25 protein-coding genes are annotated in these 25,094 nt (G+C 61.8%); 10 read left to right on the top strand and 15 right to left on the bottom strand.

Annotated features, from left to right (window positions below):
- Positions 1 to 14: 14 nt before the first annotated feature.
- Positions 15 to 1,196 (bottom strand): Na+/H+ antiporter NhaA, encoded by a 1,182-nt coding sequence (gene nhaA / locus LH365_RS04765; protein WP_226745036.1) that lies wholly within the window; start codon positions 1,194 to 1,196, stop codon positions 15 to 17.
- Positions 1,197 to 1,344: 148 nt separating this feature from the next.
- Between nhaA and LH365_RS04760 the strand changes: the two genes are divergently transcribed.
- A complete protein-coding gene (locus LH365_RS04760) occupies positions 1,345 to 2,778 on the top strand; it encodes a protein adenylyltransferase SelO family protein (protein WP_226745035.1) in 1,434 nt (477 codons plus the stop codon).
- Here the strand turns inward: LH365_RS04760 and LH365_RS04755 are convergent.
- The 8 genes from LH365_RS04755 to LH365_RS04720 form a co-directional block, all read right to left on the bottom strand.
- The gene (locus LH365_RS04755; protein ID WP_226745034.1) at positions 2,761 to 3,060 is read right to left on the bottom strand and encodes a type II toxin-antitoxin system RelE/ParE family toxin; all 300 of its coding nucleotides are present in this window, start codon (positions 3,058 to 3,060) and stop codon (positions 2,761 to 2,763) included. The genes LH365_RS04760 and LH365_RS04755 overlap by 18 nt on opposite strands.
- Before the next feature lie 3 nt (positions 3,061 to 3,063).
- A complete protein-coding gene (locus tag LH365_RS04750) occupies positions 3,064 to 3,339 on the bottom strand; it encodes a type II toxin-antitoxin system ParD family antitoxin (RefSeq protein WP_226745033.1) in 276 nt (91 codons plus the stop codon).
- Positions 3,340 to 3,402: 63 nt separating this feature from the next.
- Complete coding sequence (locus tag LH365_RS04745; protein WP_226745032.1) at positions 3,403 to 4,332, bottom strand: hypothetical protein; 930 nt, start codon at positions 4,330 to 4,332, stop codon at positions 3,403 to 3,405.
- A 71-nt stretch (positions 4,333 to 4,403) separates the two neighbouring features.
- Positions 4,404 to 5,327, bottom strand: a complete 924-nt coding sequence (locus tag LH365_RS04740) for a glutaminase (RefSeq protein WP_226745031.1) — start codon at positions 5,325 to 5,327, stop codon at positions 4,404 to 4,406.
- A 97-nt stretch (positions 5,328 to 5,424) separates the two neighbouring features.
- Positions 5,425 to 6,354 carry a class A beta-lactamase gene (gene bla / locus LH365_RS04735; protein WP_226745030.1) on the bottom strand — a complete coding sequence of 310 codons (930 nt, stop codon included), beginning with the start codon at positions 6,352 to 6,354 and terminating at the stop codon, positions 5,425 to 5,427.
- Positions 6,351 to 8,438 carry a S9 family peptidase gene (locus LH365_RS04730; RefSeq protein ID WP_226745029.1) on the bottom strand — a complete coding sequence of 696 codons (2,088 nt, stop codon included), beginning with the start codon at positions 8,436 to 8,438 and terminating at the stop codon, positions 6,351 to 6,353. The genes bla and LH365_RS04730 overlap by 4 nt, the downstream gene beginning before the upstream one ends.
- 115 nt (positions 8,439 to 8,553) lie before the next feature.
- On the bottom strand, positions 8,554 to 9,855 hold the full coding sequence (locus LH365_RS04725; protein WP_226745028.1) for a hypothetical protein: 1,302 nt from the start codon (positions 9,853 to 9,855) through the stop codon (positions 8,554 to 8,556).
- 10 nt (positions 9,856 to 9,865) lie between these two features.
- A complete protein-coding gene (locus tag LH365_RS04720) occupies positions 9,866 to 11,443 on the bottom strand; it encodes a tetratricopeptide repeat protein (RefSeq protein ID WP_226745027.1) in 1,578 nt (525 codons plus the stop codon).
- A 365-nt stretch (positions 11,444 to 11,808) separates the two neighbouring features.
- Between LH365_RS04720 and LH365_RS04715 the strand changes: the two genes are divergently transcribed.
- A complete protein-coding gene (locus tag LH365_RS04715; RefSeq protein ID WP_226745026.1) occupies positions 11,809 to 12,297 on the top strand; it encodes a GAF domain-containing protein in 489 nt (162 codons plus the stop codon).
- Here LH365_RS04715 and LH365_RS04710 read toward each other — a convergent pair.
- Entirely contained in the window at positions 12,294 to 13,328 is a 1,035-nt protein-coding gene (locus LH365_RS04710; protein WP_226745025.1) for a helix-turn-helix domain-containing protein, read from the bottom strand. The two genes, LH365_RS04715 and LH365_RS04710, sit on opposite strands and share 4 nt — an antisense overlap.
- 271 nt (positions 13,329 to 13,599) lie before the next feature.
- Positions 13,600 to 14,727 carry an FAD-dependent oxidoreductase gene (locus LH365_RS04705; RefSeq protein WP_226745024.1) on the bottom strand — a complete coding sequence of 376 codons (1,128 nt, stop codon included), beginning with the start codon at positions 14,725 to 14,727 and terminating at the stop codon, positions 13,600 to 13,602.
- Positions 14,728 to 14,885: 158 nt separating this feature from the next.
- Between LH365_RS04705 and ettA the strand changes: the two genes are divergently transcribed.
- The 3 genes from ettA (at position 14,886) to LH365_RS04690 (ending at position 18,212) form a co-directional block, all read left to right on the top strand.
- Positions 14,886 to 16,553 carry an energy-dependent translational throttle protein EttA gene (ettA, locus tag LH365_RS04700; RefSeq protein WP_226745023.1) on the top strand — a complete coding sequence of 556 codons (1,668 nt, stop codon included), beginning with the start codon at positions 14,886 to 14,888 and terminating at the stop codon, positions 16,551 to 16,553.
- Between the two features lie 118 nt (positions 16,554 to 16,671).
- Positions 16,672 to 17,184 (top strand): hypothetical protein, encoded by a 513-nt coding sequence (locus tag LH365_RS04695; protein ID WP_226745022.1) that lies wholly within the window; start codon positions 16,672 to 16,674, stop codon positions 17,182 to 17,184.
- Positions 17,160 to 18,212 carry an IS110 family transposase gene (locus LH365_RS04690; protein WP_226745021.1) on the top strand — a complete coding sequence of 351 codons (1,053 nt, stop codon included), beginning with the start codon at positions 17,160 to 17,162 and terminating at the stop codon, positions 18,210 to 18,212. Before LH365_RS04695 ends, LH365_RS04690 begins: the two co-directional genes overlap by 25 nt.
- Before the next feature lie 357 nt (positions 18,213 to 18,569).
- Here the strand turns inward: LH365_RS04690 and LH365_RS04685 are convergent, their stop codons facing one another.
- From LH365_RS04685 to LH365_RS04675, 3 genes are all read right to left on the bottom strand, one after another.
- On the bottom strand, positions 18,570 to 19,382 hold the full coding sequence (locus LH365_RS04685) for a hypothetical protein (protein ID WP_226745020.1): 813 nt from the start codon (positions 19,380 to 19,382) through the stop codon (positions 18,570 to 18,572).
- Complete coding sequence (locus tag LH365_RS04680) at positions 19,379 to 20,152, bottom strand: hypothetical protein (protein ID WP_226745019.1); 774 nt, start codon at positions 20,150 to 20,152, stop codon at positions 19,379 to 19,381. Before LH365_RS04680 ends, LH365_RS04685 begins: the two co-directional genes overlap by 4 nt.
- 154 nt (positions 20,153 to 20,306) lie before the next feature.
- The gene (locus LH365_RS04675; protein ID WP_226745018.1) at positions 20,307 to 20,768 is read right to left on the bottom strand and encodes a MarR family winged helix-turn-helix transcriptional regulator; all 462 of its coding nucleotides are present in this window, start codon (positions 20,766 to 20,768) and stop codon (positions 20,307 to 20,309) included.
- Between the two features lie 238 nt (positions 20,769 to 21,006).
- On the opposite strand from LH365_RS04675, the gene LH365_RS04670 reads away from it, so the two are divergent.
- From LH365_RS04670 to LH365_RS04650, 5 genes are all read left to right on the top strand, one after another.
- Positions 21,007 to 21,585 carry a YqaA family protein gene (locus LH365_RS04670; RefSeq protein WP_226745017.1) on the top strand — a complete coding sequence of 193 codons (579 nt, stop codon included), beginning with the start codon at positions 21,007 to 21,009 and terminating at the stop codon, positions 21,583 to 21,585.
- An 82-nt stretch (positions 21,586 to 21,667) separates the two neighbouring features.
- The gene (locus LH365_RS04665) at positions 21,668 to 22,210 is read left to right on the top strand and encodes a disulfide bond formation protein B (protein WP_226745016.1); all 543 of its coding nucleotides are present in this window, start codon (positions 21,668 to 21,670) and stop codon (positions 22,208 to 22,210) included.
- 9 nt (positions 22,211 to 22,219) lie between these two features.
- Positions 22,220 to 22,789, top strand: coding sequence for a demethoxyubiquinone hydroxylase family protein (locus LH365_RS04660; RefSeq protein ID WP_226745015.1), 570 nt, complete (start codon positions 22,220 to 22,222; stop codon positions 22,787 to 22,789).
- On the top strand, positions 22,786 to 23,235 hold the full coding sequence (locus tag LH365_RS04655; RefSeq protein ID WP_226745014.1) for a DUF1003 domain-containing protein: 450 nt from the start codon (positions 22,786 to 22,788) through the stop codon (positions 23,233 to 23,235). Before LH365_RS04660 ends, LH365_RS04655 begins: the two co-directional genes overlap by 4 nt.
- Positions 23,235 to 23,624 carry a VOC family protein gene (locus LH365_RS04650; protein ID WP_226745013.1) on the top strand — a complete coding sequence of 130 codons (390 nt, stop codon included), beginning with the start codon at positions 23,235 to 23,237 and terminating at the stop codon, positions 23,622 to 23,624. Before LH365_RS04655 ends, LH365_RS04650 begins: the two co-directional genes overlap by 1 nt.
- A 33-nt stretch (positions 23,625 to 23,657) precedes the next feature.
- Here the strand turns inward: LH365_RS04650 and LH365_RS04645 are convergent, their stop codons facing one another.
- Complete coding sequence (locus LH365_RS04645) at positions 23,658 to 25,076, bottom strand: Do family serine endopeptidase (protein ID WP_226745012.1); 1,419 nt, start codon at positions 25,074 to 25,076, stop codon at positions 23,658 to 23,660.
- Positions 25,077 to 25,094 lie beyond the last annotated feature (18 nt).

Here is a 25,094-nt window from a genome sequence, read left to right as displayed (position 1 = left end):
CCATTACGCAAACGTCAACTTCCGGCGCGACGACGTGACAGAACTATTGCGCCTGCACAGGCCGAAAGTAACGATCCCGTAATTACGCCGAGCTTTATGGCATTTTGGGCACTTTCCGCATGGTCAGCAAAGGCCAGCGCCCCCAGAAACAGGCTCATGGTGAAGCCGATTCCGCACAGGAGACTGACACCGTAAAGCGCAGCCCAGCCGCTGTTTTCCGGCGCCCGGGCGATCTTCAGGCGGATGGCCAGCCACACCAGACCGAAGACACCGATCTGTTTGCCGACGAAGAGACCCATAGCCACACCCAGCATACGCGGGTCGGCCAGCGAAGCGAAACTCATCCCCGCGAAGGAAAACCCAGACGCGACGAAAGCGAAGAAGGGCACAATGCCGTAGGACACCGGCATATGCAGGTCGTGCATGATCGTCTTGAGCAGGCTTTCTTCGCCGCGTGCGGGCGCATCGAGCGTCACCATGAAAGCCGCGGCCACCGCCGTGAGCGACGTCGCCAGTCCGGCCTTCAGGCTGAGCGCCCAGGTGGCGACAAACAGCACCAGATAGACGGCCTTGAGACCGCGGGCATGGCTTCGCAGCACGTATTTCGCCACACCCATAACGACCAGCAGACCGGCAATCCACAGGCACAGCAGCGGGTCGATGCCCGATGAATAGAACAGACCGATGACCATAACGGCCCCCAGGTCATCGACAATGGCGAGCGTCAGCAGAAAGACGCGCAGACTGTCGGGCAAACCCCTGCCGACCAGCGCAAAAACCGCCAGCGCAAAGGCGATATCGGTCGCCATCGGCACGGACCAGCCGCGCAGGTCGCCGCCGTGCAGACCTGCGTTCAGGGCGACATAGACCAGAGCCGGCGCGGCCATGCCGCCGATGGCCCCCAGCACCGGCAGGGCCAGCTTCTTCGGATTCGACAACTCGCCCCGGACTATCTCGTACTTGATCTCCAGACCGACCACGAAGAAGAAAACCGCCATCAGCCCCTCCTTGGTCCATTTCAGGATCGACTTGTCTTCGACAAAGGCACCGACCTGCACCGGGATATGAGCGTTGATGAAGTCGAAATAGACCGCCGCCCAGGGCGAATTGGCCCAGATGACGGCGATCAGGGCCGACAGGCCGAGGATAAAGCCGGCCCCGGCTTCGGTCTTGAGAAATTCGAGGGTGAACTTCATCGGCGGTCTCCTTTCCGCGGGCGCGGCTAAAGGACCGCGCGAGGGTTAAGTCCGTTCCGGACAGTCAGAATAGTGACGTTTTGAATCGACTATTGATGAGAACCGTAGCAAACCGGAGCCCCCGACCCAAGTAAAACCGGTTCATATCATGCCGATTTCCGCCGATTATCGCCCCGATGCACGCCTTGAAAACTCCGGGCTTGTGCTGTTCGACCGCGTGGCCGCCGCCGACTTCCCGCAGACGGTTTTGCGCTACCGCAATGAGCGCGCGGCAGGTTCGGTGGGACTTGCGGATTTGAGCGACGACGAATGGATCGCGCATTTCGGCCGGTTCACGCCCCTGCCCGGCAACCAGACCGGACCTCTGGCCCTGCGCTATCACGGGCATCAGTTCCGCCACTACAATCCCGACCTCGGCGACGGCCGCGGCTTTCTGTTCGCGCAGATGCAGGATGACCGCAACCGCTTGCTTGATCTCGGCACTAAGGGCTCCGGCACCACCCCATGGTCGCGCGGCGGCGACGGACGGCTGACGCTGAAGGGCGGCGTACGTGAGGTGCTGGCCACCGCCCTGTTGGAGGCGCTGGGCGTCAATACGTCGAAGAGCTTTTCGCTGATCGAGACGGGCGAGTCGCTGCGTCGCTATGACGAGCCCTCCCCCACCCGAGCAGCGGTGCTGGTGCGGCTATCGCATTCGCATATCCGCTTCGGCACGTTCGAGCGGCTGGCCTATCACAACGAAACCGAGGCCATGACGGCGCTGGTGCGCTATGCCGCCGATAACTATTACCCCGAACTGATCGACCTGCACGGCGCAGACCTGACCCACACTCTGTTCGACGCCGTGGTGACGAAGACCGCCGAACTGACCACGCAGTGGATGTGCGCGGGCTTCGTACACGGGGTGCTGAATACCGACAATATGAGCCTGACCGGCGAAAGCTTCGACTACGGCCCCTATCGCTTTCTGCCGCATTACGAACCGGGCTTTGTCGCCGCCTATTTCGACGAAGGCGGGCTTTACGCCTATGCCCGGCAACCGGACGCCGTGTTCTGGAACCTGACGCAACTGGCGCGCTGCCTGAGCCTGATCGGCGACAGTCAGCCTCTGATCGATAGCCTCAACGCCTTTACCGACCGCTATTCGGTAGCCATGGCCCAGACCTTCTGCCGACGACTGAATATCACACCGCAGGGAATTGAGCACGACACGCCGCTGATGCAGGCGGCTTTTCGCGGGCTTGGCGCGATGAAGACACCTGGCAGTTTCGAGGGGTTTTTCTTCGACTGGTTCGGTGGGGAGGCTAGCCAAACACGCGCCCTGAACGGCCCGCGCGCAGGTGCCTACGCTCAGCAGAAAGCCGCCGAGTTCCGCCATCTGATCGCTGGCTACAGCACATCCGCACCGGAAAAACTGGCGCATCCGCTGTTCGCACAGAACGAACCGGTGACCCTGCTCTACGACGAGATCGAAGCGCTATGGAAGCCGATCGCCGAAAACGACGACTGGTCGCTGTTTTATGAAAAGCTGGCAGAGATCGAGCGCTATCGGACGGCACTGGGGTTAATCGAACAGACTTAACCAATCCCGCGCGCCATGAATAACACGGAGCAAAAGCACCCGTCCCGCCTCTTCATCCACGCGATAGACGATCACGTAGCTACCTTGCAGCAGCACATAATGTTCTGTTGAAATTTCCGGCACCGCTCGGCCAAGTTTCGGAAATGTCGCCAAGGGCTCGAAGCGACCAACGATGTCTCGGATAACCTTGTCTGCCGCCGGTAAATTATCGCTGGCTACGTAATCCCAGATGTCAAGCAGATCGTCCTCAAAACGACCCGTGCGCTCAAGGCGGAAAGGCATGGATTACTTCCCAGCCCGCTGTCTTGCCTTGGCGAGAATGGCGTCCGCGCCTTCCCATACAGTATGGCTGCTACGCTCGCCTTCATCGATCAGCGCTTTCAACTCGGCAATCTTGCGATCGCGTTCCTGCTGCTTGTATTTCCAGTCGCGCAGGGCCTCACGCACCACCTCGCTGGCCGAAGCATATTCCCCGCTATCGACAGCGCCTCGCACCATGGCAGCCATATCCGCGGTCAGGGCAATACTGACCTTCTCCACGCGAGGTTTGTCGTCAGCCACGATAGTTCTCCGGTGCGAACAGGTAGGAACTTATACCACCACCCGCACCACCGATCAATCCATTCAGGCCGTCGCCGTCTCGCGTTCGATAAAGCGCATCAGTGCCTCTTCCAACTCATCCGTCTCCGCATCGTCGGCCAGTCTGGCATCCAACCAACGCTTTTCAGTCGGAGTGACCGCCTGATCCGTCGCCACGCGCGCATCCAGCGTTTCCGCCGCCTCAATATGACGCCCCGGCAGCGTCGTCTGTGCGCCAACGCCAAACATGCGACCGATAAAGCGGTGGATGCGCACATCCGTCTCGGCCAGAAAGGCGTCGGCGGCCATCTGCTCTTCGCGGTTGAACGGCGCGGTGTTGCGCAGCGCCATGAGGTGATTGCCCACCGCCCGCACGAACAGATCGGCCCAGCCCGGCGCATTGTCCGATTTGAGTGTTGCGTCCTTGAGGCGGAATAGCATATCGGCCTCGGCACGGCTGACCGTAATAGCCTCCTCGCCCGCCTGCGCGAACAGGGTACGACGCAGCAGTTCGACCTCGGTAGCGTTGATGCCGTTGCGATCCAGCGTTCCCTGACGGGTCGGCCCTTCGCCGGTCAACACGGCGTTTTCCACTTGTTTCAGCACATAGAGTTTCAGACTGTCGGGCACATAGGCCGCCAGCTCGATAACCTTCACCAGCAATTCCAACTCGGTCAGGCTGTCGACACGGCCATCCCGCACGATATGCCGCATCAGCCATTCCGCATTGCCCATATCGACATACCCCGCCGGTATGGCCTGATGCACCACATAGTCGCTGATGGCTTCGACATAAAACTGTACCCACTCCGAGGACGGCAAGCGGCACAGCGCATTGAGCGCCATGATCTTTTCGGCCTCTTCCGGCGTGACGACGCCGTCCGGAAAGACCTGACGCCGCACGATCAGCGTGTCTTCGGCGCTGATGGACCCGCTGACGGTCGTGGAAGCGATGATGGCAGCGAGTGTGGGCACGGCGTTTCCCCTTATGGCGCGTTTCGCCACAACCCTAACACGCAGCGGTTAACCGCAGGTAAGAACACACCTCACAAAACCGAGCAGTTGGTGATCTGGCTGAAGGCCTCCAGCGCCGCAAAGCCGACCACAGACGTGCCGTGGCGGTCCAGCTCCGGCGACCAAACGGCAATGGCGGCCTGACCGGGGACGATGGCGACGATGCCACCGCCCACTCCGCTCTTGGCCGGCAGACCCACGCGATAGGCAAACGACCCCACGGAATCGTACACGCCGCAGGTCAGCAAAAGCGCATTGAGCCGCCGCGCCTGACGCGCAGGGAATACGGTCTCCTCGATCACCGGCGAGAAACCGCCCGCTGCCAGAGGCAGGGCCGCCCGCGCCAGATCGCGACAGGAAAGAGTGATAGCGCACTGACGGCAATAGGCTTCGATAACTGTCTCGACTTCGTTGTGCAGCGTGCCCGCGCCCTTCATCAGATTGGCGATAGCGCGGTTCTTATGCGCCGTGTCGATCTCTGAGCGCGCCACATCCTCATCGACGGTCAGGGCGTTCTGACACAGGAAGCCCATATAGTCGCGCACGGTCAGGTCCGGTCGCCGCGTGCCTTTCAGCAGCATATCGACCACGGCCAGCGCCCCGGCATTGATGAAGGGATTGCGTGGAAACCCGGCTTCGTGCTCAAGCTGCGACAGGTAGTTGAACGGCGTGCCTGACGGCTCTTTGCCGACGCGGGTCCAGACCTCGTCACCGATGCGATTGAGCGCAATGCCGAGCGCGAACAGCTTGGTGATCGACTGCGCCGAAAAGGGCTCGTCGCCATCGCCAACGACGTATTCCTGCCCGGCGACGGTGCGCACCGCCATGCCGAACTTCGTCGGATCGACCGTGGCCAGTTCGGGAATATAGTCGGCCACGCGCCCCTTGCCGAATTGCGGCCGCACGGTCTTTTCGATCTGCGACAGGACTTCGGGCAGGGACAGTTCGTGTTTCATAGGCCTTTCAAGCCCACCCGCGATGCGGCTGTCAAGACTTGGCGCTCGAAGGCTTCACGCTTGAAGGCTGGGTGCTCGAAGACTGGGTGCTCCAGGATTAGGCGCTCTCGCTGTCGAGGCTTTCGGCGAAGGCCAGGGCATCGACCACCAAGCGTGTAATATCGGCGATGACTTGGTTGCGGCCCTTGTCGTCCAGCGTCCCGCCGGTCGTATAGATCGACAAGAAGAGCGGCGGCTTATTGTCTGACGGCCAGATGACCGCCACGTCGTTCACCGCGCCATTGGCGCCGCGCCCCGTCTTATGCCCGACGGTCCAGCCCTGCGGCACGCCGGCAGGTATCATATCCGGCCCGGTGGTCGTTGCCACCATCCAGTCGCGCAACAAAGACAGGCTCTGCGGCCTAAGCGCATCGCCTGAAAACACCGTGCGCAACAGGCTGCTCATGGCGTCCGGCGTCGTGGTGTCGCGTTCGTCACCTTCGATATTGGTATTCAGTTCCGGTTCGTTACGGTCCAGGCGCGTCATGCCATCACCCAGCCCACGCACGAATTGCGTCAGGCCTGGGGGCCCGCCGATCAGCGGCAATAACAGATTGGCCGCCGTGTTGTCGGACACGGCCACGGCCGCCGAACACAGATCGCCGATCGTCATGCGCCCCTTGGCAACGTGCATTTCCGTCACCGGCGCATGGTCGATCAGGTCGGCCTTCGTGTAACGAATTTCCTGAGCGATGGTCAGCCTGCCGTCGTCCACGGCCTTGAGCACCGCCGCCGCCAGCACCCATTTGAAGGTCGAGCACAAGGCGAAGCGTTCGCCGGAATTGATGTTCAGGCTGCCGTCTGCGGCCGTATCGCCCTGCACGGTGGCGGTGCCCGTGCGGACGCTGACGCCTACCCGGCCACCGTGACGTTTCTGTATCTCCATCAGGCGCTGGCCGAGACCGAGCACCTGATTGACCTTTTCCGAACAGCCGGCGAGGCACAGACCGGCCCCGCCCGCCAGAATGCCCCGCCGCGTCAGCATCATTTCACCTTCGTGTGTTCGTTGAGCCAGTCAAACACGGTGTCATGCCATTTCAGCGAGTTCTGCGGCTTGAGCACCCAGTGGTTCTCGTCGGGGAAGCGCAGGAACTTCGACTTGACGCCGTTCATCTGCAGCGCCGTGAAGGTGCCGATCCCCTGTTCCGGAATCACGCGGTAGTCGAGGTCGGAATGGATGACGAGCATCGGCACCGACCAGTCCTTCGCATGGAGCGCCGGGTTGAACCGGTCGTAATTGGCTGGGTTGTCATAGACATTGCCGCCGTTTTCCCACTCCGAGAACCACAACTCTTCGGTCGCGTAACCCATGGAACGGTTGTCGAACAGACCGTCGTGATTGACCAGACACTTCCACGGTTCCTTCCACTGCGACGCGATCCAGTTGATCATGAAGCCGCCGTAAGAGGCCCCCAGCGCACAGGCGCGATCCTTGTCGAGGAAGCTGTATTTGGACAGGGCGTAGGCATAACCCTTTTGCAGGTCTTCTAAGGGACGGTCGCCCCAGTGCTGGCTGATCGAGTCGGTGAAGGCCTGACCGTAGCCGGTCGAGCCGTGGAAATCGATCATGATGACGGCGTAACCTGCGCCGGCGTAGGTTTCCGGGTTCCAGCGGTAGGACCAGCTTTCGCCGAACGAACCTTGCGGTCCGCCGTGGATCAGGAAGGCCACCGGATATTTCTGGCCTTCGACATAGTTGGCGGGTTTCAGGATGTAGCCGTGGACGGTCTCGTCATTCCAGCCCTTGAACGCAAACTGCTCGAAGGCCCCCATGGCGCGGTTTTGCAGCACCGCGTCATTGATGAAGGTCAGCTTCGTCGCGCCGTCGTCGATAAGCCTGGCTTTCGGCTTGGACACAAACAGTTGCGACGGATAGTCCATCCCGCTCTTGAGGAAGACGAAGCGATCCTTCAGCGGCGCAAAGGCGTCCATGTGACCGCCCTTGGACAACGGCGTCACCTTGCCCGACGCGATTTCAACGCGGAACAGCGGCGTCTTGCCGACATCGCCCGCGACAACATAGAGGCTCTTGCCGTCGGCCGCCCATTTCAGGCTGTCGGCGGAGCGGTCCCAGTCGGCGGCGATCTGTTTTGTCTCGCCCGTGGCAAGGTTGCGTACGAAGATTTCGAACTGATCGGCTTCGAAGCCGGGGCGCTTCATCGCGCGATAGGCCAGCCACTTGCCGTCCGGCGACACTTCGGCGCCGGTGTCCCAGGCCTTGTTAGCCTCGGTCAGGTTGGTTTGCGTCGTCGGGCTGGCAATATCGACCTTGTAGATGTCGAAATTGGTCGAACGCGGCTCGTCCTTGCCGGCGATGCGCACCGAATAATAGACACTTCGGCCGTCGGGCGAGAAACTGTATTCGGCCTCGTCACCAAAGGGTTTGGACGGCACGTCGCCATCGACTCCGGCGGTCAGGGATGTCGCCGTCTCACCCGTCAGCGGCACATAGAACAAATGGTTGCGCGTACCGTCAGCCCAGGCGTCCCAATGGCGAACGAACAGGCGATCGTAGATGACGCCGGTCGATTTGTCGGCCTTCTTTTCGGCCTGCGTTTTCAGGGTGCAGTCGATTTCTTCGGTTTTGCAGGATTCATCGATGGCCAGCGACACCACCATGCCCTTGCCGTCCGGAGACAGCTTATATGACCCGACATCGAGCGACAGCTTGGTCACCTGCACGGCTTCGGCGTCGTTGATATCGGTCTTCCACACCTGCATCGAGCCCGAACGCGCCGACAGGAAGTACAGCGCGCCATCCGCGCCCCACTGCGGCGACAGCGCCCCGCCCTTCGACGCCGCGGTCAGGGCCCTGGACGTACCGGTTTTCAAATCGGTCAGCCACAGGGTGGTGACGCCCTTGGTCTTGTCGGCGTTCAACGTGCGCACCTGAAACGCCGCGTGCGTCTCGGCCTTGTTCACCGTCAGCCCGGACAGGCGTTCCAGCGAGATGAGGTCGCTATAGCTGAACGGCTGCTTCTCTTGAGCCTGCCCGTCTTGAGCGTGAACGGAAAGGGCGGGAAAAAGGAGCGCGGCGGCCAGACCGGCCGAGGCAAGCAGACGAGACTTCATGGCAGAACCCGATGGTTACAACGGAAAAGAAGTTGTCTTTAGAGACCGCTTTTTTCGACGTGTCGAGTCTGCCCGCCGGGGACCGGATTAAATATCGGTAATAATCCGGTGAGCCCTACTTCGAGGCAACCAACAAGCGCGGCCAGTAGTCGGCGAACATGTACTGGCGCGTGGCGTCGGCCGGGATGTCGAATTCCGAGCCTTTGTACCACGGGGTGCAGGTGCGCTGCGCCGGGTCGAGATTGCCCCATTTCAGCTTCGGGCAGGCCTCCGCCGATGGATCGATCAGATTGTCCACCGCGCGGATTTCGCCGCGCGACGACGCCAGAATACCCGCCGTGCGAATCTTGGCGATCTGGTTGCCACCAATGAAACCCGTGCCGTCTTCGATATTGACGGCGATTTCGTTCGACAGGATCTTGTTGTCGATAACGCGCAGACGGTTGAGACTGGAGGTCACACCGTGCTCGGAGAAATCGATCAGCGAGCGCGACAGCAGGGCTTCACCGCCACCCGACAGGCTGAGCGCCGAGGCGAAATATTCGACGCGCATATCATCCATTGACAGGATGGAGTCGCTGGAGTCGAGCTTGATCTCCATACCGATCGCACCCTCGCCGCGCTCGAACCCGCGCCAATCGGCCAGTTGCTGAACCGTGACGCCCGTCATCTGCGAGTCGCCATTGAGCACGGCATAGAGCCCGCCGGAGGTCGAGGTGATGCCTGATTGCTCGGCATAGAGTTGCGACGAATTGACGGCCACGGCGACGGTGCGCGTTTTGGCCACGACAAAGGATGACAGCAGGTTGAGACGCCCGCCCGCCACGTGAATCGCCGCCGAGTCGCCTTCGTAGCGCACCGTAGAGTTTTGCAGGGTCAGCTCCGAACCGGAGCTATAGATACAGGCCGATTGACCTCCCCGACGCGAGGCGATCAGCATGTTTTTCAGCACGACCTTGCTGGCTTGCGGATTAATGCGCAGGCAGGACTCGCCGTCCGGGGCCACCAGCACCGGCAGACGCGAGTCCGCGCTCTCGCCGACAATTGTCAAGGATTGATTGATCAGCAGGCTGGCGACGCAGGAGCGGTTCTTCGCCACCAGCTTCAGCACGCCGCCCGGACGCATGCGGCGCACCACATCCTCGACATAGGCCTGACGCGCGGTGTCGCAATTGATGGTCGCGTTCCACTTCGAGCCGTAATAGCCGTAACGGCTGTGCGGCTTGTAATATTTGCCGTGGCAGGTCTTGAGTTGATAGTCGAGCAGCACGCCGAAGCACTGGCGCGACCGGGCCTCGACCCGCGCGGCATTGTATCCGTTGTAGCCGCCGGGCGTTTGTGCCGAAGCCGCCGGTGCCAGCGACAGACCGATAACCGAAAAGGCCAGGGCGATGAAGGTGACGATTGCGCGCATCATGATCTTTCCCTTACCGCCCCGGATTGGCCGAAACCTGCGCCAGCACGGCCTGCAGGCGCGAGGCCGACGGCCTGTAGCCGGCCAGCGCCGAGTCGAGGCGCAGCACGACGGCCTGCGCCTTGTCCTGATCGGCGACACCGGTCAGGCCCAGCGCAAAATAGGTCGACATGGCAAAGCGCGCTTCGGCTGACCCCTGCTTTTCGGCCTGCTGATACCAATAGTAGGCGCGGGCATAGTCGGTCGGAACGCCAACCCCTTCGGAATACATGACCGCCAGCACCAATTGCGCCTGCGACGAACCGTTGGTGGCCGCCAGTTGTATGGCGCGCACCTTATCCAGGTTGGTCATGCGCGACCCGTCAGGACGACCGAGAATAGCGCGAAGGGCCGACAGGGTCTGAGGTGGCACGCGACCGGGGCTGTAGACGGCTTCGACCGGACGCGACTGGCCCGACACATGAGCGATATCGGCATCGTTCGGGCCGACCGGATAGCGTTCCTGACCCGGATTGCCTTCATTGTCGAATTCGGCGTTCACGCGCTGAACGGGGGCCGGTCCCTGCGCCAGATCGAGATAGACCAGCGCGCGCCAGACATGGATGAACGGCAGTTCGTCCATGCGCGACAGGGCGTATTCGTAGGCGTCGTTGCGCGGGCGGCTCTCGTCTGAGTGCGGCACGCCGCCGGCGGGCGCTTCGGGCGGATAGAATTCGAACGGCGACACCCAGCGCTTGGCCTTGGCCTCGACAAAGGCGCCGTAACGATTGCGCTCAGGGGCGGACTTCTCGAAGTCCTTGAGCATTACATAGGCGCCGACATCGCCGGTTTCCGCCGCCTTGTAATTATAAAGGTAGGCGTCGACATCGTTGCGCGGGAACAGTGAAATAACGTTCGGACGGCCATCGACGGGATTGCGCATCATGGCGCGCACCGCCTCGCGGTTATCGACCGGCTCGCCCATAGGACCGTACTGCGTATCGTAAAGACGCCCCAGGGTGCGGAAACCGTCCGCGCCCAGTTGCGACTGGATATAGACGACGCGGTCGCGAATCTTGTCGCGCTCGGAATTGTCCATGCGCGCCAGCAGGGATTCCAGCTTGCGATAGGCCACGGCGCGTTCCACCGCCCGGCACTTGTCGAAGCGCGAGGCCATCTGGCCGTCCTTGAGGGTGCGGTTGATCGGCGCAAAGCCTTCGGGGTTGGTCAAGGCCATGACCAGCCACACCGACGCCTCGATCGGGTCTTCGAGATTCTTGTCCGTCGCGCGCTCGGCCATATAGCGGCTGGACAATTCAAGCTGCGAGAAGAAGTCGTTGGAGAAGGCGTGCTTGCGGAAATAGCGGACCGCGCGTTCCTGATCATTGAACCCGCCGCCGCCATTATCGGTCATAGGCGGACGCGGGCACCCGCTGACGCCACGCGGACCGTCGCCGCGACCCAGCCAGTCGACGGAAACATCGCAGGCCGCCAGCGGCAGGCAGAGCGCCGCCGTCATCAGGGCCGCGACCGCTACCCGCAAGGGGTTACGACCTGCCTGCGTCCGGCCGGTGCGGCGGTCGGTATTTTTACCGGCGCCGTCGCACCTCATGTCTTCGCTCATCGACATCACGCATCGCCCCGACATTAACGTCGGCAAAATTATGGTTAACAAATCTTGTGTTAGGGATCGTGCGACCTGTCAAGCGCCCCCATCCGGTCCCCGCGCGATGCCGGCAAAGCGTTGCCGGATTGTCGCGGAACCCCGACGATACTCAAGACGGAAACCCGGCTCCTGAGCGGTTCGTCAACCCCCGTATAACGCCATGATGATAGCGTTAATTTTTACGCCTTGGCCAGAGAAAAGTGGTATGAGCCGCCCGTTCCGGGACACTTTTCGCCGGCACGACGACAAATCCGCATCAGCCGCTTATGAATTCGCCCCGCAGGCGAAATTTTGACTCTTACAGGTTCCCCATGCTTTCCCCCGTCCAGAAAAAAGAAGTCTATCAGTCGCTTAAAAAGGAAATCCTGTCGGTGCTCGACAATGAGCCGAACCGGGTGGCGCGCATGGCGACTGTGGCGTGTCTGGGGTCGCAGGCTTTCGATACCTGGTTCTGGACCGGCTTCTATATTGTCGACGAAACAAAGAAGGCGCAAGGGATAGACGAACTGGTGGTCGGCCCTTACCAAGGGACGCTCGGCTGCCTGCGCATCGATTTCAAGCGTGGGGTCTGCGGCGCGGCGGCGCGCGAACGCACGACGCAGGTGGTCGAAGATGTCCACGCCTTCCCCGGTCACATCGCCTGCGACAGCCGTTCCAATTCCGAAATCGTCGTGCCGGTGTTCGATCCTTCCGGCGCGCTGATCGCCGTGTTCGACGTCGATTCGGAAAGCCATGCCGCCTTCGACGAGACCGATCGCGCGCATCTCGAAGACCTGATGCAGGCGGTTTTCGCGGTTTAAACCCGATCCAACTGCCGCAACCAGTCCGGCAGGTGTGGCGTATCGGTGCGCACGCGCTGCGTCACGGCTTCGGGCCCCAGTGCGCGCACCTCGCCCGGCGTCATCTGAAAGCGCGCACGAAAGGCGCGTGAAAACACCGCCCAACCGGTAAAGCCGTTTTCCTGCGCCACCTGCCCCATGGTCTTGTGGCGATGTGCCGGGTCCGCCAGTTGCCCGAAGGCCTGTTGCAACCGCCGCTCGCGGATATAGTCGCTGACTCCGCCCAGCGGCGCGAACAGGCGATAGAGCGAAGCGCGCGACAGGCCGAAGTCGCGGCACAGACGCGCCGGACCCAGTTCAGAATCGCTCAGCCGCGTTTCGATATGGCGGCGAATGCGCATAAGTTGGGCGCTGTGCAAGGGGCCATCGGGCCCGGAGGCCAACAGATGCGGCAGGCTGAGCGCCGTCAGCAGATCCAGCGTCGCCCGCGTCACCACCGGTATTTCCTCGGCCGTCAGCGCCGGCGCCAGCGCCCAGAGCTGCCGCATGTGCTGCGCCATCAACTGTCCGGCCGCCGTATCGCCACGCAACACGATACCGTGCAGACCGTCCAGTTCCTGTTCGGACAGCGACAACAGGTTACGCGGCAAGGCCAGATTGATATTGGTGCAGACCGAGGTTTCCGAACGGAAGGTGCGCATCATATCCAGCACGCAGACATCGCCGCGCTGCGCCGTCACGCCTTCCTCACCGGCAAAGCGCAGGTCGCGCCCTGCGTCGATCAACTGCACCAGAATGACGTCCAGACCCATGGCCGCCACCTTGCGCTGATCGCGCGTATAGACGAAATCGCCATCACTCATATGCGCCTGCCCCAGCAGCAGGCTCCCGATCTGATAGCTCTTGATCCAGGTCTGAGGCGGCGCGCCGGTCGGTGTCACCGTCACGTCGAAGATCGGCGAGATGGCTTCGGCATAGGCCTGAAGCCCTTCGGCGCCGGGCATCAGATGCGTGCCGGCTTCATAGTAGGTCACTGAGACAGGTTCGGTCATGGTTGTCGCTACAGACGCACACAACCGCGATATAACCCACTGACTTGTCTATCGTAAAGCGCGAAGTGCACGCAGCCTCATGTCTCTGATTTATGACTATGCGTCTCAAAGGGCGGGAAGCCCCTTGCCTTTCGCATCATCCTGTTCTTTAGGAGCCGGGCCGATCCAGATCGGTTTAAGTCCTTTATCGCGCCTGCCGGTGGCTGCGCGGCACAATGATATTTCCGTTACAGGGCGGGGCGCGGCGAAAGCCATGCCGCCGCCCTATTTTTTAGCGATAAACATCACCTAATTGCGCGATAGTCAGGCGGGCATGGTCATAGTCCGGCGCTTCGTTGGCGTCGTTCCAGCCCAGTCCATCATGCGGCCCCACCTGCTGCACCACAATTCCATCGCGCCGGGCCATCACCATGATCCCTTTGTAAAGAAAGCCGTAGTGCGCCCCCTCCTGCGGCGGCAGCCAGGCAATCTGTCCCCGCACGGGCACGATCGAAGCATCGCCCCACAGGGCCTTTGCGCCGTAGCCGGTGCAGTTGAAAACCACCCGTTCCTTGAGCCGCGCCACGTCGTCCGGTGTCTCAAATGCCGCCGGGACGAAGCGCCCGCCTGCCGTCAGGAAGTCCTGCTCCAGTTGGTGCGCATAGGCCGCGATATTGAAGCTCATATCCGGCTTGCAATAGACCTCTTCGGCATTGAAAGGATGCGCCTCGCGCGCCAGCGCACGACTGTGCGGTACGATATCGCCCAACCGATCGGCCAGATAGACGCAGCCCGGATCGGGGGGCAGATCCGCCGGAATCAGCGCCGGGTCCATCGCGGTGCGCGTCCTGTACTTATCCATCCATTCGACCGGCGCGCCGGGGAGCCCGACAAAAGCGTTGTGCATCGTCCACGACCGCCGCGCCATACGTTCCCATGACTCGGCGAACCCCGGGGGAGCGGCGGATTCCAAGGCTATGCGCGAGTCCGGCGTCCAGCTACCCGTCGCCCCGCCTGACCGCACGAAAGGATAGCGTTCCTTGGCATAGATCGTCACCGCCATCCCCGCGCGCTGAGCGGTCAGGGCCGTGGTCAGGCCGATAGCCCCCGCCCCGATCACCGCCACCTTACTGGCTTTGAGCGGCAGCGCCAACCGCACCACCTCCTCCGCCGCCCCCCACGACAGCGACCAGCCCGATCCGCCATGACCGTAATTATGCACGATGGTCTTGCGCCCCCGCTTTTCCGCCTCGATGCGCGGGCCGTTGGCGCGAAACGGTCTCAGGCACACCGTGATGCGGAACAGCTCCGATGGCAGAAGCCGCAAGGGCGTCAGTTGAGGGCTCGTCCCGGCTCTGACCGGAAACGCCGCCGTCAGCAGCCCCGCGGCCCCCAGTTGCAGCAGTCTGCGACGCTCCATGTCACCCCTCCATCCTTGTTGCCCGAAACCTAGGCCCGCGAATGCCGGCTGGCAACACACCGCGCCGCGTATCGGCCTATTTTCAGGTTGTGATTTTGCCCCCCCTCGGCTAAACCGCCCGCACCATTCCATACAAGTGAAACAAGGGTGCCTCTCGCATGGCGCAGCAATATATTTTCCAGATGCAGGGCCTGACCAAGCATTACCCCGGCGGTAAGAAGGTCTTCGAAAACATCTGGCTCAGCTTCTATTCGGACGCCAAGATCGGCGTCGTCGGCGTCAACGGTTCGGGTAAGTCGACCCTGCTGAAGATCATGGCCGGCATCGACAAGGAGTTTTCCGGCGAGGCGCGCGCCGCCGAGGGCACCAAGATGGGCTACCTGCAGCAGGAGCCGCATCTGGACGATAACAAGACCGTCTGGGAAAACGTCATCGACTGGTGCGAAGAAAAGAAAATCTTCGACCGCTTCAACGAAGTCGCCGCCCTGATGGGGGAGGAATATTCCGACGAACTGATGGAGGAGATGAACACCCTCCAGGAAAAGATCGACGCCGGCGACCTCTGGGACATCGACAGCCGCATCGAAATGGCCATGGACGCCCTGCGCTGCCCGCCGAACGACAGCCCCGTCACCAAGCTGTCGGGCGGTGAAAAGCGCCGCGTGGCGCTGGCCCGCCTGCTGCTGTCCAAGCCCGACATGCTGCTGCTCGACGAACCGACCAACCACCTTGATGCGGAGTCGGTCGCCTGGCTTCAGCACCACCTCGAAAACTTCCCCGGCTGCGTCATCCTCGTCACCCACGATCGCTACTTCCTCGATCAGGTGACCAAATGGACGCTGGAGCTCGACCGCGGCAAGGGCGTCCCCTACGAAGGCAACTATTCCGGCTGGCTGGAGCAGAAGCAGAAGCGCGTCGTGCAGGAGCAATCCGAGTCCGAAGCGCGTCAACGCGCCCTGACCAAGGAACTGGAATGGGTCCGTTCGGGCGCCAAGGCCCGACAGTCCAAGTCCAAGGCCCGTCTGGCGGCCTATGACGACATGGTGCGCGAACAGGAAAACGCCCGCGCGGCGCAGACCTTCGCCACCATCACCATCCCGCCCGGCCCGCGCCTCGGTAACGTGGTGCTTGAGGTCAACGGCCTCGAAAAGGAATTCGGCGACAAGGTCCTGTTCAAGGATCTGAGCTTCCGCCTGCCGCCCAACGGCATCGTCGGCATTATCGGCCCGAACGGCGCGGGCAAGTCGACCCTGTTCAAGCTGATCACCGGTCAGGAAACGCCTGACGCCGGCACGATCAAGCTCGGCGAAACGGTCAAGCTGGCCTATGTCGATCAGTCGCGGGACGACCTGAACCCTGCGCACACCGTCTGGCAGGCCATTTCCGGCGGCACCGACATCATGGTCGTCGGCAAGCGCGAAATCAATTCGCGCGCCTATGTCGGCGGCTTCAACTTCAAGGGCGGCGATCAGCAGAAGAAGGTCGGTCTTCTCTCCGGCGGTGAGCGCAACCGCGTCCACCTCGCCAAGACCCTGGCTGCCGGCGGCAACGTCATCCTGCTCGACGAACCGACCAACGACCTCGATATCGAAACCCTTCAGGCGCTCGAAGAGGCGCTGGAAGAGTTCGCCGGCTGCGCCGTGGTCATCTCGCACGATCGCTGGTTCCTCGACCGTCTGGCGACACACATTCTGGCCTTCGAAGGCGATAGCCACGTCGAATGGTTCGAAGGCAACTTCGAAATGTACGAAGAAGACAAGAAGCGCCGTCTCGGCACGGACAGCCTGATCCCCAAGCGTATCAAGTTCCAGAAGTTCGCAAGATAGCAGGGTCGCGGACCCTGCACCCGTAATCTGGAGCAGAATGAACCGCCGGTGTTTCAAACACCGGCGGTTTTGCTTTATGGTGCAAGGACGTAGGTATAATCAGCGAGGGGGGGGGGCCGTGGAAAGCATCAAGATTATAGGCTTTTCCATATTTGCTGCAGTGAGCTACGGCATACTGCATGACATGGTAACAGCCCATCTGTGCGTAGAATACTTTACAGTAGCGCACCCGCCTGTCTTTGCAACGCAATCCCCTTTTTTGCTGGCTTTAGGCTGGGGCATCATAGCCACTTGGTGGGTGGGTTTGCCGCTGGGGATACTTCTGGCAATAGGAGCGCGCGCTGGATCGCAGAACAAGCTGAGCTTTGCTCAGCTTCAGAAGCCAATCCTCATCCTGATGGTTGTTAGTGCGTCTGCCGCGTTTTGTGCGGGTTTAATCAGTGCCACATTGATCATGTTAGGCATTATCAACATTCCGGGATGGTGGGGCGAGATAATCCCTTCCGAAAAGCATGTGGCATTCACCGCCGCTAATGGGATGGACCGGCTGCTTCCCTTGCGAAGTAGTCGGAGTAGACTGCTTGGCGCCACCCGGAGAAGCATCCCATGGATACGAACATTCCTGAGTTAGCGTCGATAGGCATAGATATCGGCAAGGACGTGTTTCACCTTGTCGGATTTAGTACAGATGGTCAGATCGTTCTTCGCCGTAAAATCAAACGGCTGGCTCTGACAGAGACATTTAAAAAGCTGCCGCCGTGTATCGTCGGCATGGAGGCCTGCCTCAGCGCGCATTTTGTCAGTCGCACCCTTCGACAGCTCGGCCACGAACCGCGCATCATCCCCGCTATTTACGTAAAGCCGTTTCTGAAGGGGCAGAAGAACGACTACAATGATGCCGAGGCTATAGCCGAGGCGGCTCTGCGGCCGAACCTGTCGACAGTGAGTGAGAAGACCCAGGATCAATTGGATCTTCAGGCCTGCCATCGCGTTCGCTCGCGGCTGGTGTCGCGGCGCACAGCGACGATCAATCAGATCCGTGCCTTCCTAATCGAGCAGGGCATCACGGTCAGGGTCGGTGTGCGTGCCTTACGTGACTCGCTCTTCGACATCTTGAACAACCGCGCAGATGAGATTTCGCCGCGTATGAGCCAACTCATCGTTGGCCTTTATGAAGACTGGTTGTGGCTCGATGAACGCATCGAGACCCTCAGCGGCGAGATCGAAGAAATCAGCCGGAATGAAGCCAACTGCCGTCGCCTGATGAGTGTGCCGGGCGTCGGGCCCCTGATCTCCACGGCGGTTGTTGCCGCCATTGGCACAGGTGAAGCCTTTGAACGTGGTCGCGACTTCGGTGCCTGGCTGGGGTTGGTACCCAAGCAGTTCAGCACGGGTGGCCGCTCTATTCTCGGGCGCATCTCAAAACGCGGAAGCCGATACCTTCGAACCTTGTTCGTACAGGCCGCCAATGTCCTCTTGATGAGGCCTCAAAATTGGCCGAAGTACAGCTTCGGAGACTGGCTCACCAGCGCCGCCACGCGGATGCACCGAAACAAGCTCGCCGCCGCCCTCGCCAACAAGCTGGCTCGGATCAGCTGGAGCGTATTGAGTACAGGAAAGGCTTTCGATACCCACAGAACCGAGATCGAGGCCGTATAGCATCGATCTCCACCCAGTTCGCGACTAAGACGACTGCATGGAACGGAACGATAAACGCGCCCTGAGCCTGAGCGCCCTAATGGCCGCTTGCCGGCCGATCCGCTAATGAGGCCAAAAGCGCGTGCGTATTCCCATCAAGGCCACGGCTCGCATGCCGATCAACAGGCCGGATACATATAAGCGACTTCTGCTATTCATGCGAAATCTTACTTGCGATCGGCAGCCGGTCCATACATATTGGGCGCATTCCACAAGTTATATTTTCGGCTTCTTAGGCGGCTTGCTATTAATCGTTTACGCCACTCGCCAACGGTTTATATCCGCAGCCAAGAGACAGACACAACTCACTTAGAAACATTACGCCAGCATATTGCGCTTGTGCTTGGCCAGCTTGCCCTTGGTCGGGCGCGGCGCAGGCGGCGGCAGGTCGTCCGGTCCTATCGGCGCGGGCTCGGCGACCGTAATCGCCACCTCTTCCGTCCGACCCTTTCTCGGCTTCGCTTTCTTTTCCGGCTTCGGCCCTTGCGGGCGGGGAGACGGCGCGCCGCCCCACGGATAGCGCGGATCGATCAGGCCCCGGCTATGGAAGAAGGCCGTCGTCACGCTGCGTCGGCCCAGTTCGTCCTGCGCCCCTTCCAGCAGGTTGAGGATTCGCGCCTCGTCCTTCCACACCTCGTGGAACTCCTGCACGGCCTTCCACACCGCTACGCGATGCTCGTCGCTGGTCATATCGACCTTGACCTTGGCCGGCGGGTCCTTTTTCGGATTTTCCGGATCGGGCTCAGGCTCGGCCAGCGCCTTCTGAAGGTCCTCGAACGGCTTGCCCGTCTTGTCCTTCAGGGCCAGCAAAGTCCCCAGCCGCGCCTCGACCACCGCCGACAGTTCGCGCGCCTTTTCAAGCTGCACCGCGCCGGATGTGCTGACCGCCTGATACAGGCTGTAACGGATGCTGTCGTAAATGGCCCTAGCCGACGCGCGGTGCCGTGCTCGTTGCCCCGCCCGCGACATCTCACCCGACAGCCACAGGGCAAAGGCAAACAGCAGCAGCCCCACGACTACGAAGGCCAGCAGCATCAATAGCGTATGGCCGTCCAGCACGATGGTCGCCACCGCGCGCGGACCTTCACCGAAGGGATCACCGAAATCCTCAGGCGCGTCAGCGTATCTCATCGCTTCCACCTCGGCCGGCTGATGTCGCTCCCCGGTTCGACCGGCGCGCCGTTGAGCGTGCGCGGGTCGCGCCATTCCGCCGTGGTCAGTTGCCGGAATACGGCGCTGTAGTGTTCGCGCATCAGGCTGAGGTCGCGCCACGGCGCCGCCAGCTTCTGCAAGGTCAGCCAGACCTTCGTCGTCGTGTCGAAGCCCGGCTTGCCCTCGGCGTCTTTTTTGTCTTCGGCCTTGGGCGCGCCGACGATTTCGCCGCCGACCGCCGCCACCGCGCCCGGCGCAACAGCCTCACCGCCCCCCGGCTGACCGTTATTGACGGCGATATTGATTACCGTGCCGCCTGACATGCCGCTCAGCCCCTTGGCCGCGTCGGGTTTCTTTTCGGGCTCGACCTCTTTCACGGCGCTGTTGGCCTTGTTCAGCGCCGCATGATGCTTGCCGACAAGGTTCATCAGTTCCGTCGTGTCGCCGAACAGTTCCTGATTGGCGTCGAGCGCGCCCTGCGCTTTTTCGCGCACACTGGCCTCAGACCCGCGCACCGAGTCGGCAATCACCGCCCCCAGCGCATCGACATTGCGATTGAGCGCCGCCGGCACACCCTTGCGCTGGCGCGCGCCGAGAACAAGGCCCAGCACGATCATCAGAAGGCAAAAGCCTATGCCGAAAATCCACAGCAGGCCGCCGCTGTACCACAGACGGACCAGCGTCTCCCACAGGGTCGGGTCGTAAAAGCCGTCCGGCGGCGTGGTATAATCGTCCCCGGTGTAGCGCATGCGGCCTGAAAACTCCCCCAAAGCGGTCAGCGACAAAAAGGGTTAACAGATTGCCACGCTTTGCACCAGCGGGGTAGGCCTATTTCGGAGAGGCCGCAGCAAAAAGGGCTCACCCTCGCAGATGAGCCCTTGATTGTGTTCAACTAGACCCGGCTCAGCGCACCGTGCGACCCTGGGTCTTCAGCGCGGCCTCTTCGACGCGACGCAGCAGATCCTTCATCAGGCTGATCTCTTCCGGCGACAGGTTGGCCAGAACCTCCTTCTCGAACTCCACCGCCGACGGGGCGACGTCGTTGAACAGGCGCTGGCCTTCCGGCGTGAGGATCAGGTGGTGGGAGCGTCCGTCGTGTTCGTGCGGAGCACGCGTGATCAGGCGACGCTTGGCCAGGGCCTGAGCCGCGCGCGAAATGGTCACCTTGTCCATGCCCGTGCGCTTGACCAGCGCCTGCTGGGTCGAGGGGCCGTCTTCGTTCAGCACCCAGATCAAACGCCATTCCGGGATCTTCAGACCGTACAGGCTATCGTACGCCGTCGAAATCAGGCCCGACACCGCGTTCGACGCGACGGACAGACGATAAGGCAGGTAGTTATCCAGCGACAGCTTACTGTACGGCATAGGGCAATCCTCACAAAAGGTAACTTTGGTATTGCCGATATAATGTCATAAAGACAAATGAGATTTTTTTAATTCGTCATAAACACAGACTAATGCGCCTTGCCTTGATTTCGACACGGGGGCGGCGCAGGAAGCACACGTCTTCATTTATTTCGCACTGCAACAGGGTGTGAGGCGACAAGCCCGCCACAACCTGTTATGGCGGACGAAATTATTCTTTAAGTTATGGATTTATCCCTTGCTTCGCCCGCTATATGACTGGACCCTGAAACAGGCGGCCCGTCCCAATGCTGAAAAAGTTCTGGCCGCCATTTCCTTCGCCGAAAGCTCGTTCTTTCCGATTCCGCCCGACGTGATGCTGGCCCCGATGGCGCTGGCCAAGCCGGAAAAGGCTTACCGTCTGGCGTTCATCTGCACGCTCGCTTCGGTGCTGGGCGGCCTGTTCGGTTACGCCATCGGCTACTATCTGGCGGATATCGGGCTGAAAATTCTCAGCCTGTTCGGCTATTCGGGCAATCTCGACAGCTTCCACACCATTATTCAGGAATGGGGTGCGTGGGCCATCCTGATCAAGGGCCTGACGCCGATCCCGTTCAAACTGGTGACCATCGCGTCCGGCATGGGGCAGTTGAACCTCGCTATCTTTGTCGTGTGTTGCGTCGTCACCCGCGGCGCGCGTTTCTACATGACGGCCTTCCTGCTCAAGCGCTTCGGCCCGCAGGCGCGCGAACTGATCGAAAAGCGCATCAATCTGGTGGCCATCGTCGGCGTCGCGGTGATCGTGCTGGGCATCGTCGCCGTCAAGTTCATGCACTGAACCCGTCACGGAGCCGATTGCCCCGGTCACGCGAAGCATCTACAGTGACCGCGCTTCGAGTAACCAGGGATGACCGAACGTGATGAAAGCCGTGCTGTTCTTTAGCCGCTGGTGGTCGGTTATAGCCCTCGTCTGCGCCCTCAGCCTGTTGGGGGCGGCGCACGCCTTTCAAACCTTCGGCCACCTCAATCCCTGCCATCTGTGCCTGAAACAGCGCGACATCTACTGGATCGCGGTGGGCGTATCGCTGGTGGCCACGGTCTGGGCGGTGTTCACCGGGGCCAAGGGCCCGCCGCGCGTCTTTTCCTTCGTCCTGTTCGCGGTCTTCGCCACGGGCTGCGCTATCGCCGTCTTCCATATGGGCGGCGAAAACAAGTGGTGGTCCCTGCCTGCCACCTGCACCGGCGCTTCGGACGACGTGTCGATCGATTCCATCGCCGCCATGCTCTCCGGGGCCAAGGTCAAGGCCCCGCAGTGCGACGTTGTGGCCTGGCGCTTTCTCGGTCTGAGCATGGCAGGATGGAACGCCCTTATTTCCGGCGCGCTGGCCGTCCTCAGCCTGATCGCCTCTCTGCGCCTGCAACTCTATTACCGCCTGTCCCAGCGTCAGGCGCATCAAGCCTAGGTAAAGCCTATGACCGAAGCCGCCCTCCGCCACACGCCTCCCAAACCCGGTGCGGGCGAGCGCCAGCGCCGCCTGCATGAGATCCTGCGCGTCGATCACGCCGGCGAGCTGGCGGCCGTGCATATCTACCGCGCGCAGGCCGCCGTCTTTGCCGCCACGCCGCACAAGACCCTGAGCGACGATCTGAAACGCATGGAGGGCGAGGAACAGGTCCATCTCGACCGTTTCGAAACCCTGATGCGCGACAATGCCGTGCGCCCGACCGTCATGACGCCGCTGTGGCGTATGGCGGCCTTGGGCCTTGGCGCGACGACGGCGCTTCTGGGTGAAAAGGCCGCCCACGCCTGCACCGAGGCGGTCGAAAGCGTTATCTCCGAACATTATAATAGCCAGATCGCCGAAACTCAGGCCCGCGACCCCGAACTGGCCGCCGAGCTTCAGCAGTTCCGCGACGACGAATTGCGCCATCACGACCACGCCGTCGAAGAAGGCGCGCGCGAAGCCCCGCTCTATCCGCTGCTGTCGGCTGTGATCAAGGGCGGCTGCAAACTGGCCATCAGGATCAGCGAGAAGATATGAGCCAACATATTCCGAAGCCCCCTCACCTCGCTTCGGATGCGCCTCTGGGCGCGCGCATGGCCGATGCTGTGGCGGCCATTGTCGGTTCGTGGACCTTTCTGATTGTTCAGTCGGCGATACTGCTCGGCTGGATATTGCTCAACAGCGTGGCGTGGATTAAGGGCTGGGACCCGTATCCGTTTATTCTGCTCAATCTCGTCCTGTCGTTTCAGGCGGCCTTCACCGCGCCCATCATCATGATGTCGCAGAACCGCCAGTCGCAGGTCGACCGGCAGAAGGCCGAAGACGACTACAAGGTCAATCTCAAGGCCGAGGACGATATCTGCGGCCTGCATGAGAAGATGGACATGCTGCGCGAACAGGACGTGGCGCGGCTGATCGGGCTGGTCGAGGCCCTGATCGAAGATAACCGTGCGCTGCGCGCCGAACTGGCGAAGCGCGACTGATGTTCTCGCACATATTTCTCGGAGTCAGCGATTTCGAGCGCGCGCTGGCCTTCTACCGCCCGCTGATGGCCGTACTGGGCGCAAAGGAGCGCTTCTGCGACCCACAACGCCCGTGGGCTGGCTGGCAGTCCGAGCCCGGCCCGCGGCCTCTGTTCCTGATCGGCAAGCCCTATGCGGGCGAGGCTTCAGCGGGCAATGGGCAGATGGTCGCCTTCATGGCGACGGACCGCGCTACGGTAGACCGCGCCCATGCCACAGCTCTGGCGAAGGGCGGCATCTGCGACGGTCCGCCGGGTCTGCGCCCGGAGTACCACGCCGACTACTATGGGGCCTATGTCCGCGATCCGGACGGCAACAAGCTGTGCGTGGCCTGCCATACGGTTGAATGAAGCCCCTCCCCGCCATCGCCGGGGAGGAGGAAGCTAAAACTGCGCCGTGATGTTCTGCCCGCCGCGGCTGATGGTGATGGTGAAGCGTCTGGCGGCCTTCAACACCGTTTCCAGTTGCGCGGTCGAGGTGATGGCCTGACCGTTGACCTCGCGCACGATGTCGCCCGGACGGAAGCCCGCCGACGCCGCATAGGAGCGGCCCGACAACGAATAGATCATCACGCCCTTCGACGCGGCGAACGGATCGAGTCCGATCTCATCGGCCACCGCCGGCGACAGATTGACCACGGTGGCCCCGGTCAGCGGGAAGTTACCGCTCAGTGCACGCTGATCCTTCGGTGCGCCGGTCGGCGGTGTCACGCGGGCATTGAGGCTGACCTCCTTGCCTGAACGCAGCACCTTCAGCGCCGCGGTGTCGTTGGGATTGAGCAGCCCGACGCGGTAGTTCAGCGCCTTGGGGTCATTCACCGCCTCGCCATTGATGCCGAGGATCACATCGCCGGTTTTAAGGCCGGCCTTATCCGCCGGCCCGCCGGGATAGACGTCGGAGACCAGGATGCCGTCAGGCTTGGCCAGACCCAGCGAACGGGCGATTTCCGTGGTCATGCCGTCGCCCTTGGCGCCCAGCCACGGCCGCACCAGCGTCGACTTACCCCCCAGCGCCGTATCGACCGCCCGGCGCACCATGGCCGCCGGTATGGCGAAGCCGACGCCCGCCGAAGACCCCGAACGCGACAGGATGAAGGAGTTGATGCCGATCAGGCGCCCGTCCATATCGACCAGCGCGCCGCCCGAATTGCCTGGGTTGATGGCGGCGTCGGTCTGGATGAAGGCCCCCTCGCCCTGCCCCACATCGGTGCGGTCCAGCGCCGAAATGATGCCGTTGGTGACGGTCTGGCCCACGCCGAACGGATTGCCGATGGCCAGCACCAGATCGCCGACCTCCAGGTCGTGACCCTGTTCAAGACTGACGGTCGGGAACTTCTCGCCCGACGTGTCGAGCTTGAGGACGGCCAGATCGCTGCGCTCGTCGGCCAGCAGGACCTTGGCCGGGAATTCGCGGCGGTCGTTGAGCACGACCATGAACTCCTGTCCGCCCTGAACGACGTGATTGTTGGTCACCACGATGCCGTCAGCGCGAACAATGACACCCGACCCCAGAGATTGCTCGACGCGGGCCTGCGGCACGCCACCCCCGCCGAACATCTGCCAGAAGGGATCGACCTGCTGACGCGTGACACGGCGGGCATAGACGTTGACCACGGCGGGGGCGGTCTGCTTGACCACCGGTGAGAAGGACGACTTCATCGTCCCGGCGTCGCCCGGCACCTTGCGCGTAGCGGGGGCGGGAGCCTGATTGAAGCCCTGATAGTCCTGCGACTTGCCCTCTCCGGGCGAACAGGCGGCCAGCACGGCGCAGACGGACACCAGCAGGGCGGATTTCAGGGTCATAGCGATTTCTTGGCCTCT

The sequence above is a fragment of the Asticcacaulis sp. AND118 genome (assembly GCF_020535245.1).
Taxonomy (GTDB): domain Bacteria; phylum Pseudomonadota; class Alphaproteobacteria; order Caulobacterales; family Caulobacteraceae; genus Asticcacaulis.
Note: the sequence above shows the minus strand (reverse complement) of the source record. Positions and strands in the feature narration are given on the sequence as shown.

Excerpts from the sequence above, each read along its gene's own strand:
- LH365_RS04740 (WP_226745031.1), bottom strand. The coding sequence starts at position 5,327 with ATGAAACACGAACTGTCCCTGCCCGAAGTCCTGTCGCAGATCGAAAAG.
- LH365_RS04720 (WP_226745027.1), bottom strand. The coding sequence starts at position 11,443 with ATGAGGTGCGACGGCGCCGGTAAAAATACCGACCGCCGCACCGGCCGG.
- LH365_RS04645 (WP_226745012.1), bottom strand. The coding sequence starts at position 25,076 with ATGACCCTGAAATCCGCCCTGCTGGTGTCCGTCTGCGCCGTGCTGGCC.
- LH365_RS04685 (WP_226745020.1), bottom strand. The coding sequence starts at position 19,382 with ATGAGATACGCTGACGCGCCTGAGGATTTCGGTGATCCCTTCGGTGAA.
- LH365_RS04680 (WP_226745019.1), bottom strand. The coding sequence starts at position 20,152 with ATGCGCTACACCGGGGACGATTATACCACGCCGCCGGACGGCTTTTAC.
- LH365_RS04665 (WP_226745016.1), top strand. The coding sequence starts at position 21,668 with ATGAAAGCCGTGCTGTTCTTTAGCCGCTGGTGGTCGGTTATAGCCCTC.
- LH365_RS04755 (WP_226745034.1), bottom strand. The coding sequence starts at position 3,060 with ATGCCTTTCCGCCTTGAGCGCACGGGTCGTTTTGAGGACGATCTGCTT.
- LH365_RS04730 (WP_226745029.1), bottom strand. The coding sequence starts at position 8,438 with ATGAAGTCTCGTCTGCTTGCCTCGGCCGGTCTGGCCGCCGCGCTCCTT.
- nhaA (WP_226745036.1), bottom strand. The coding sequence starts at position 1,196 with ATGAAGTTCACCCTCGAATTTCTCAAGACCGAAGCCGGGGCCGGCTTT.
- LH365_RS04650 (WP_226745013.1), top strand. The coding sequence starts at position 23,235 with ATGTTCTCGCACATATTTCTCGGAGTCAGCGATTTCGAGCGCGCGCTG.
- LH365_RS04715 (WP_226745026.1), top strand. The coding sequence starts at position 11,809 with ATGCTTTCCCCCGTCCAGAAAAAAGAAGTCTATCAGTCGCTTAAAAAG.
- LH365_RS04675 (WP_226745018.1), bottom strand. The coding sequence starts at position 20,768 with ATGCCGTACAGTAAGCTGTCGCTGGATAACTACCTGCCTTATCGTCTG.
- LH365_RS04660 (WP_226745015.1), top strand. The coding sequence starts at position 22,220 with ATGACCGAAGCCGCCCTCCGCCACACGCCTCCCAAACCCGGTGCGGGC.
- LH365_RS04690 (WP_226745021.1), top strand. The coding sequence starts at position 17,160 with ATGGATACGAACATTCCTGAGTTAGCGTCGATAGGCATAGATATCGGC.
- LH365_RS04710 (WP_226745025.1), bottom strand. The coding sequence starts at position 13,328 with ATGACCGAACCTGTCTCAGTGACCTACTATGAAGCCGGCACGCATCTG.
- LH365_RS04725 (WP_226745028.1), bottom strand. The coding sequence starts at position 9,855 with ATGATGCGCGCAATCGTCACCTTCATCGCCCTGGCCTTTTCGGTTATC.
- LH365_RS04760 (WP_226745035.1), top strand. The coding sequence starts at position 1,345 with ATGCCGATTTCCGCCGATTATCGCCCCGATGCACGCCTTGAAAACTCC.
- bla (WP_226745030.1), bottom strand. The coding sequence starts at position 6,354 with ATGATGCTGACGCGGCGGGGCATTCTGGCGGGCGGGGCCGGTCTGTGC.
- LH365_RS04705 (WP_226745024.1), bottom strand. The coding sequence starts at position 14,727 with ATGGAGCGTCGCAGACTGCTGCAACTGGGGGCCGCGGGGCTGCTGACG.
- LH365_RS04655 (WP_226745014.1), top strand. The coding sequence starts at position 22,786 with ATGAGCCAACATATTCCGAAGCCCCCTCACCTCGCTTCGGATGCGCCT.
- ettA (WP_226745023.1), top strand. The coding sequence starts at position 14,886 with ATGGCGCAGCAATATATTTTCCAGATGCAGGGCCTGACCAAGCATTAC.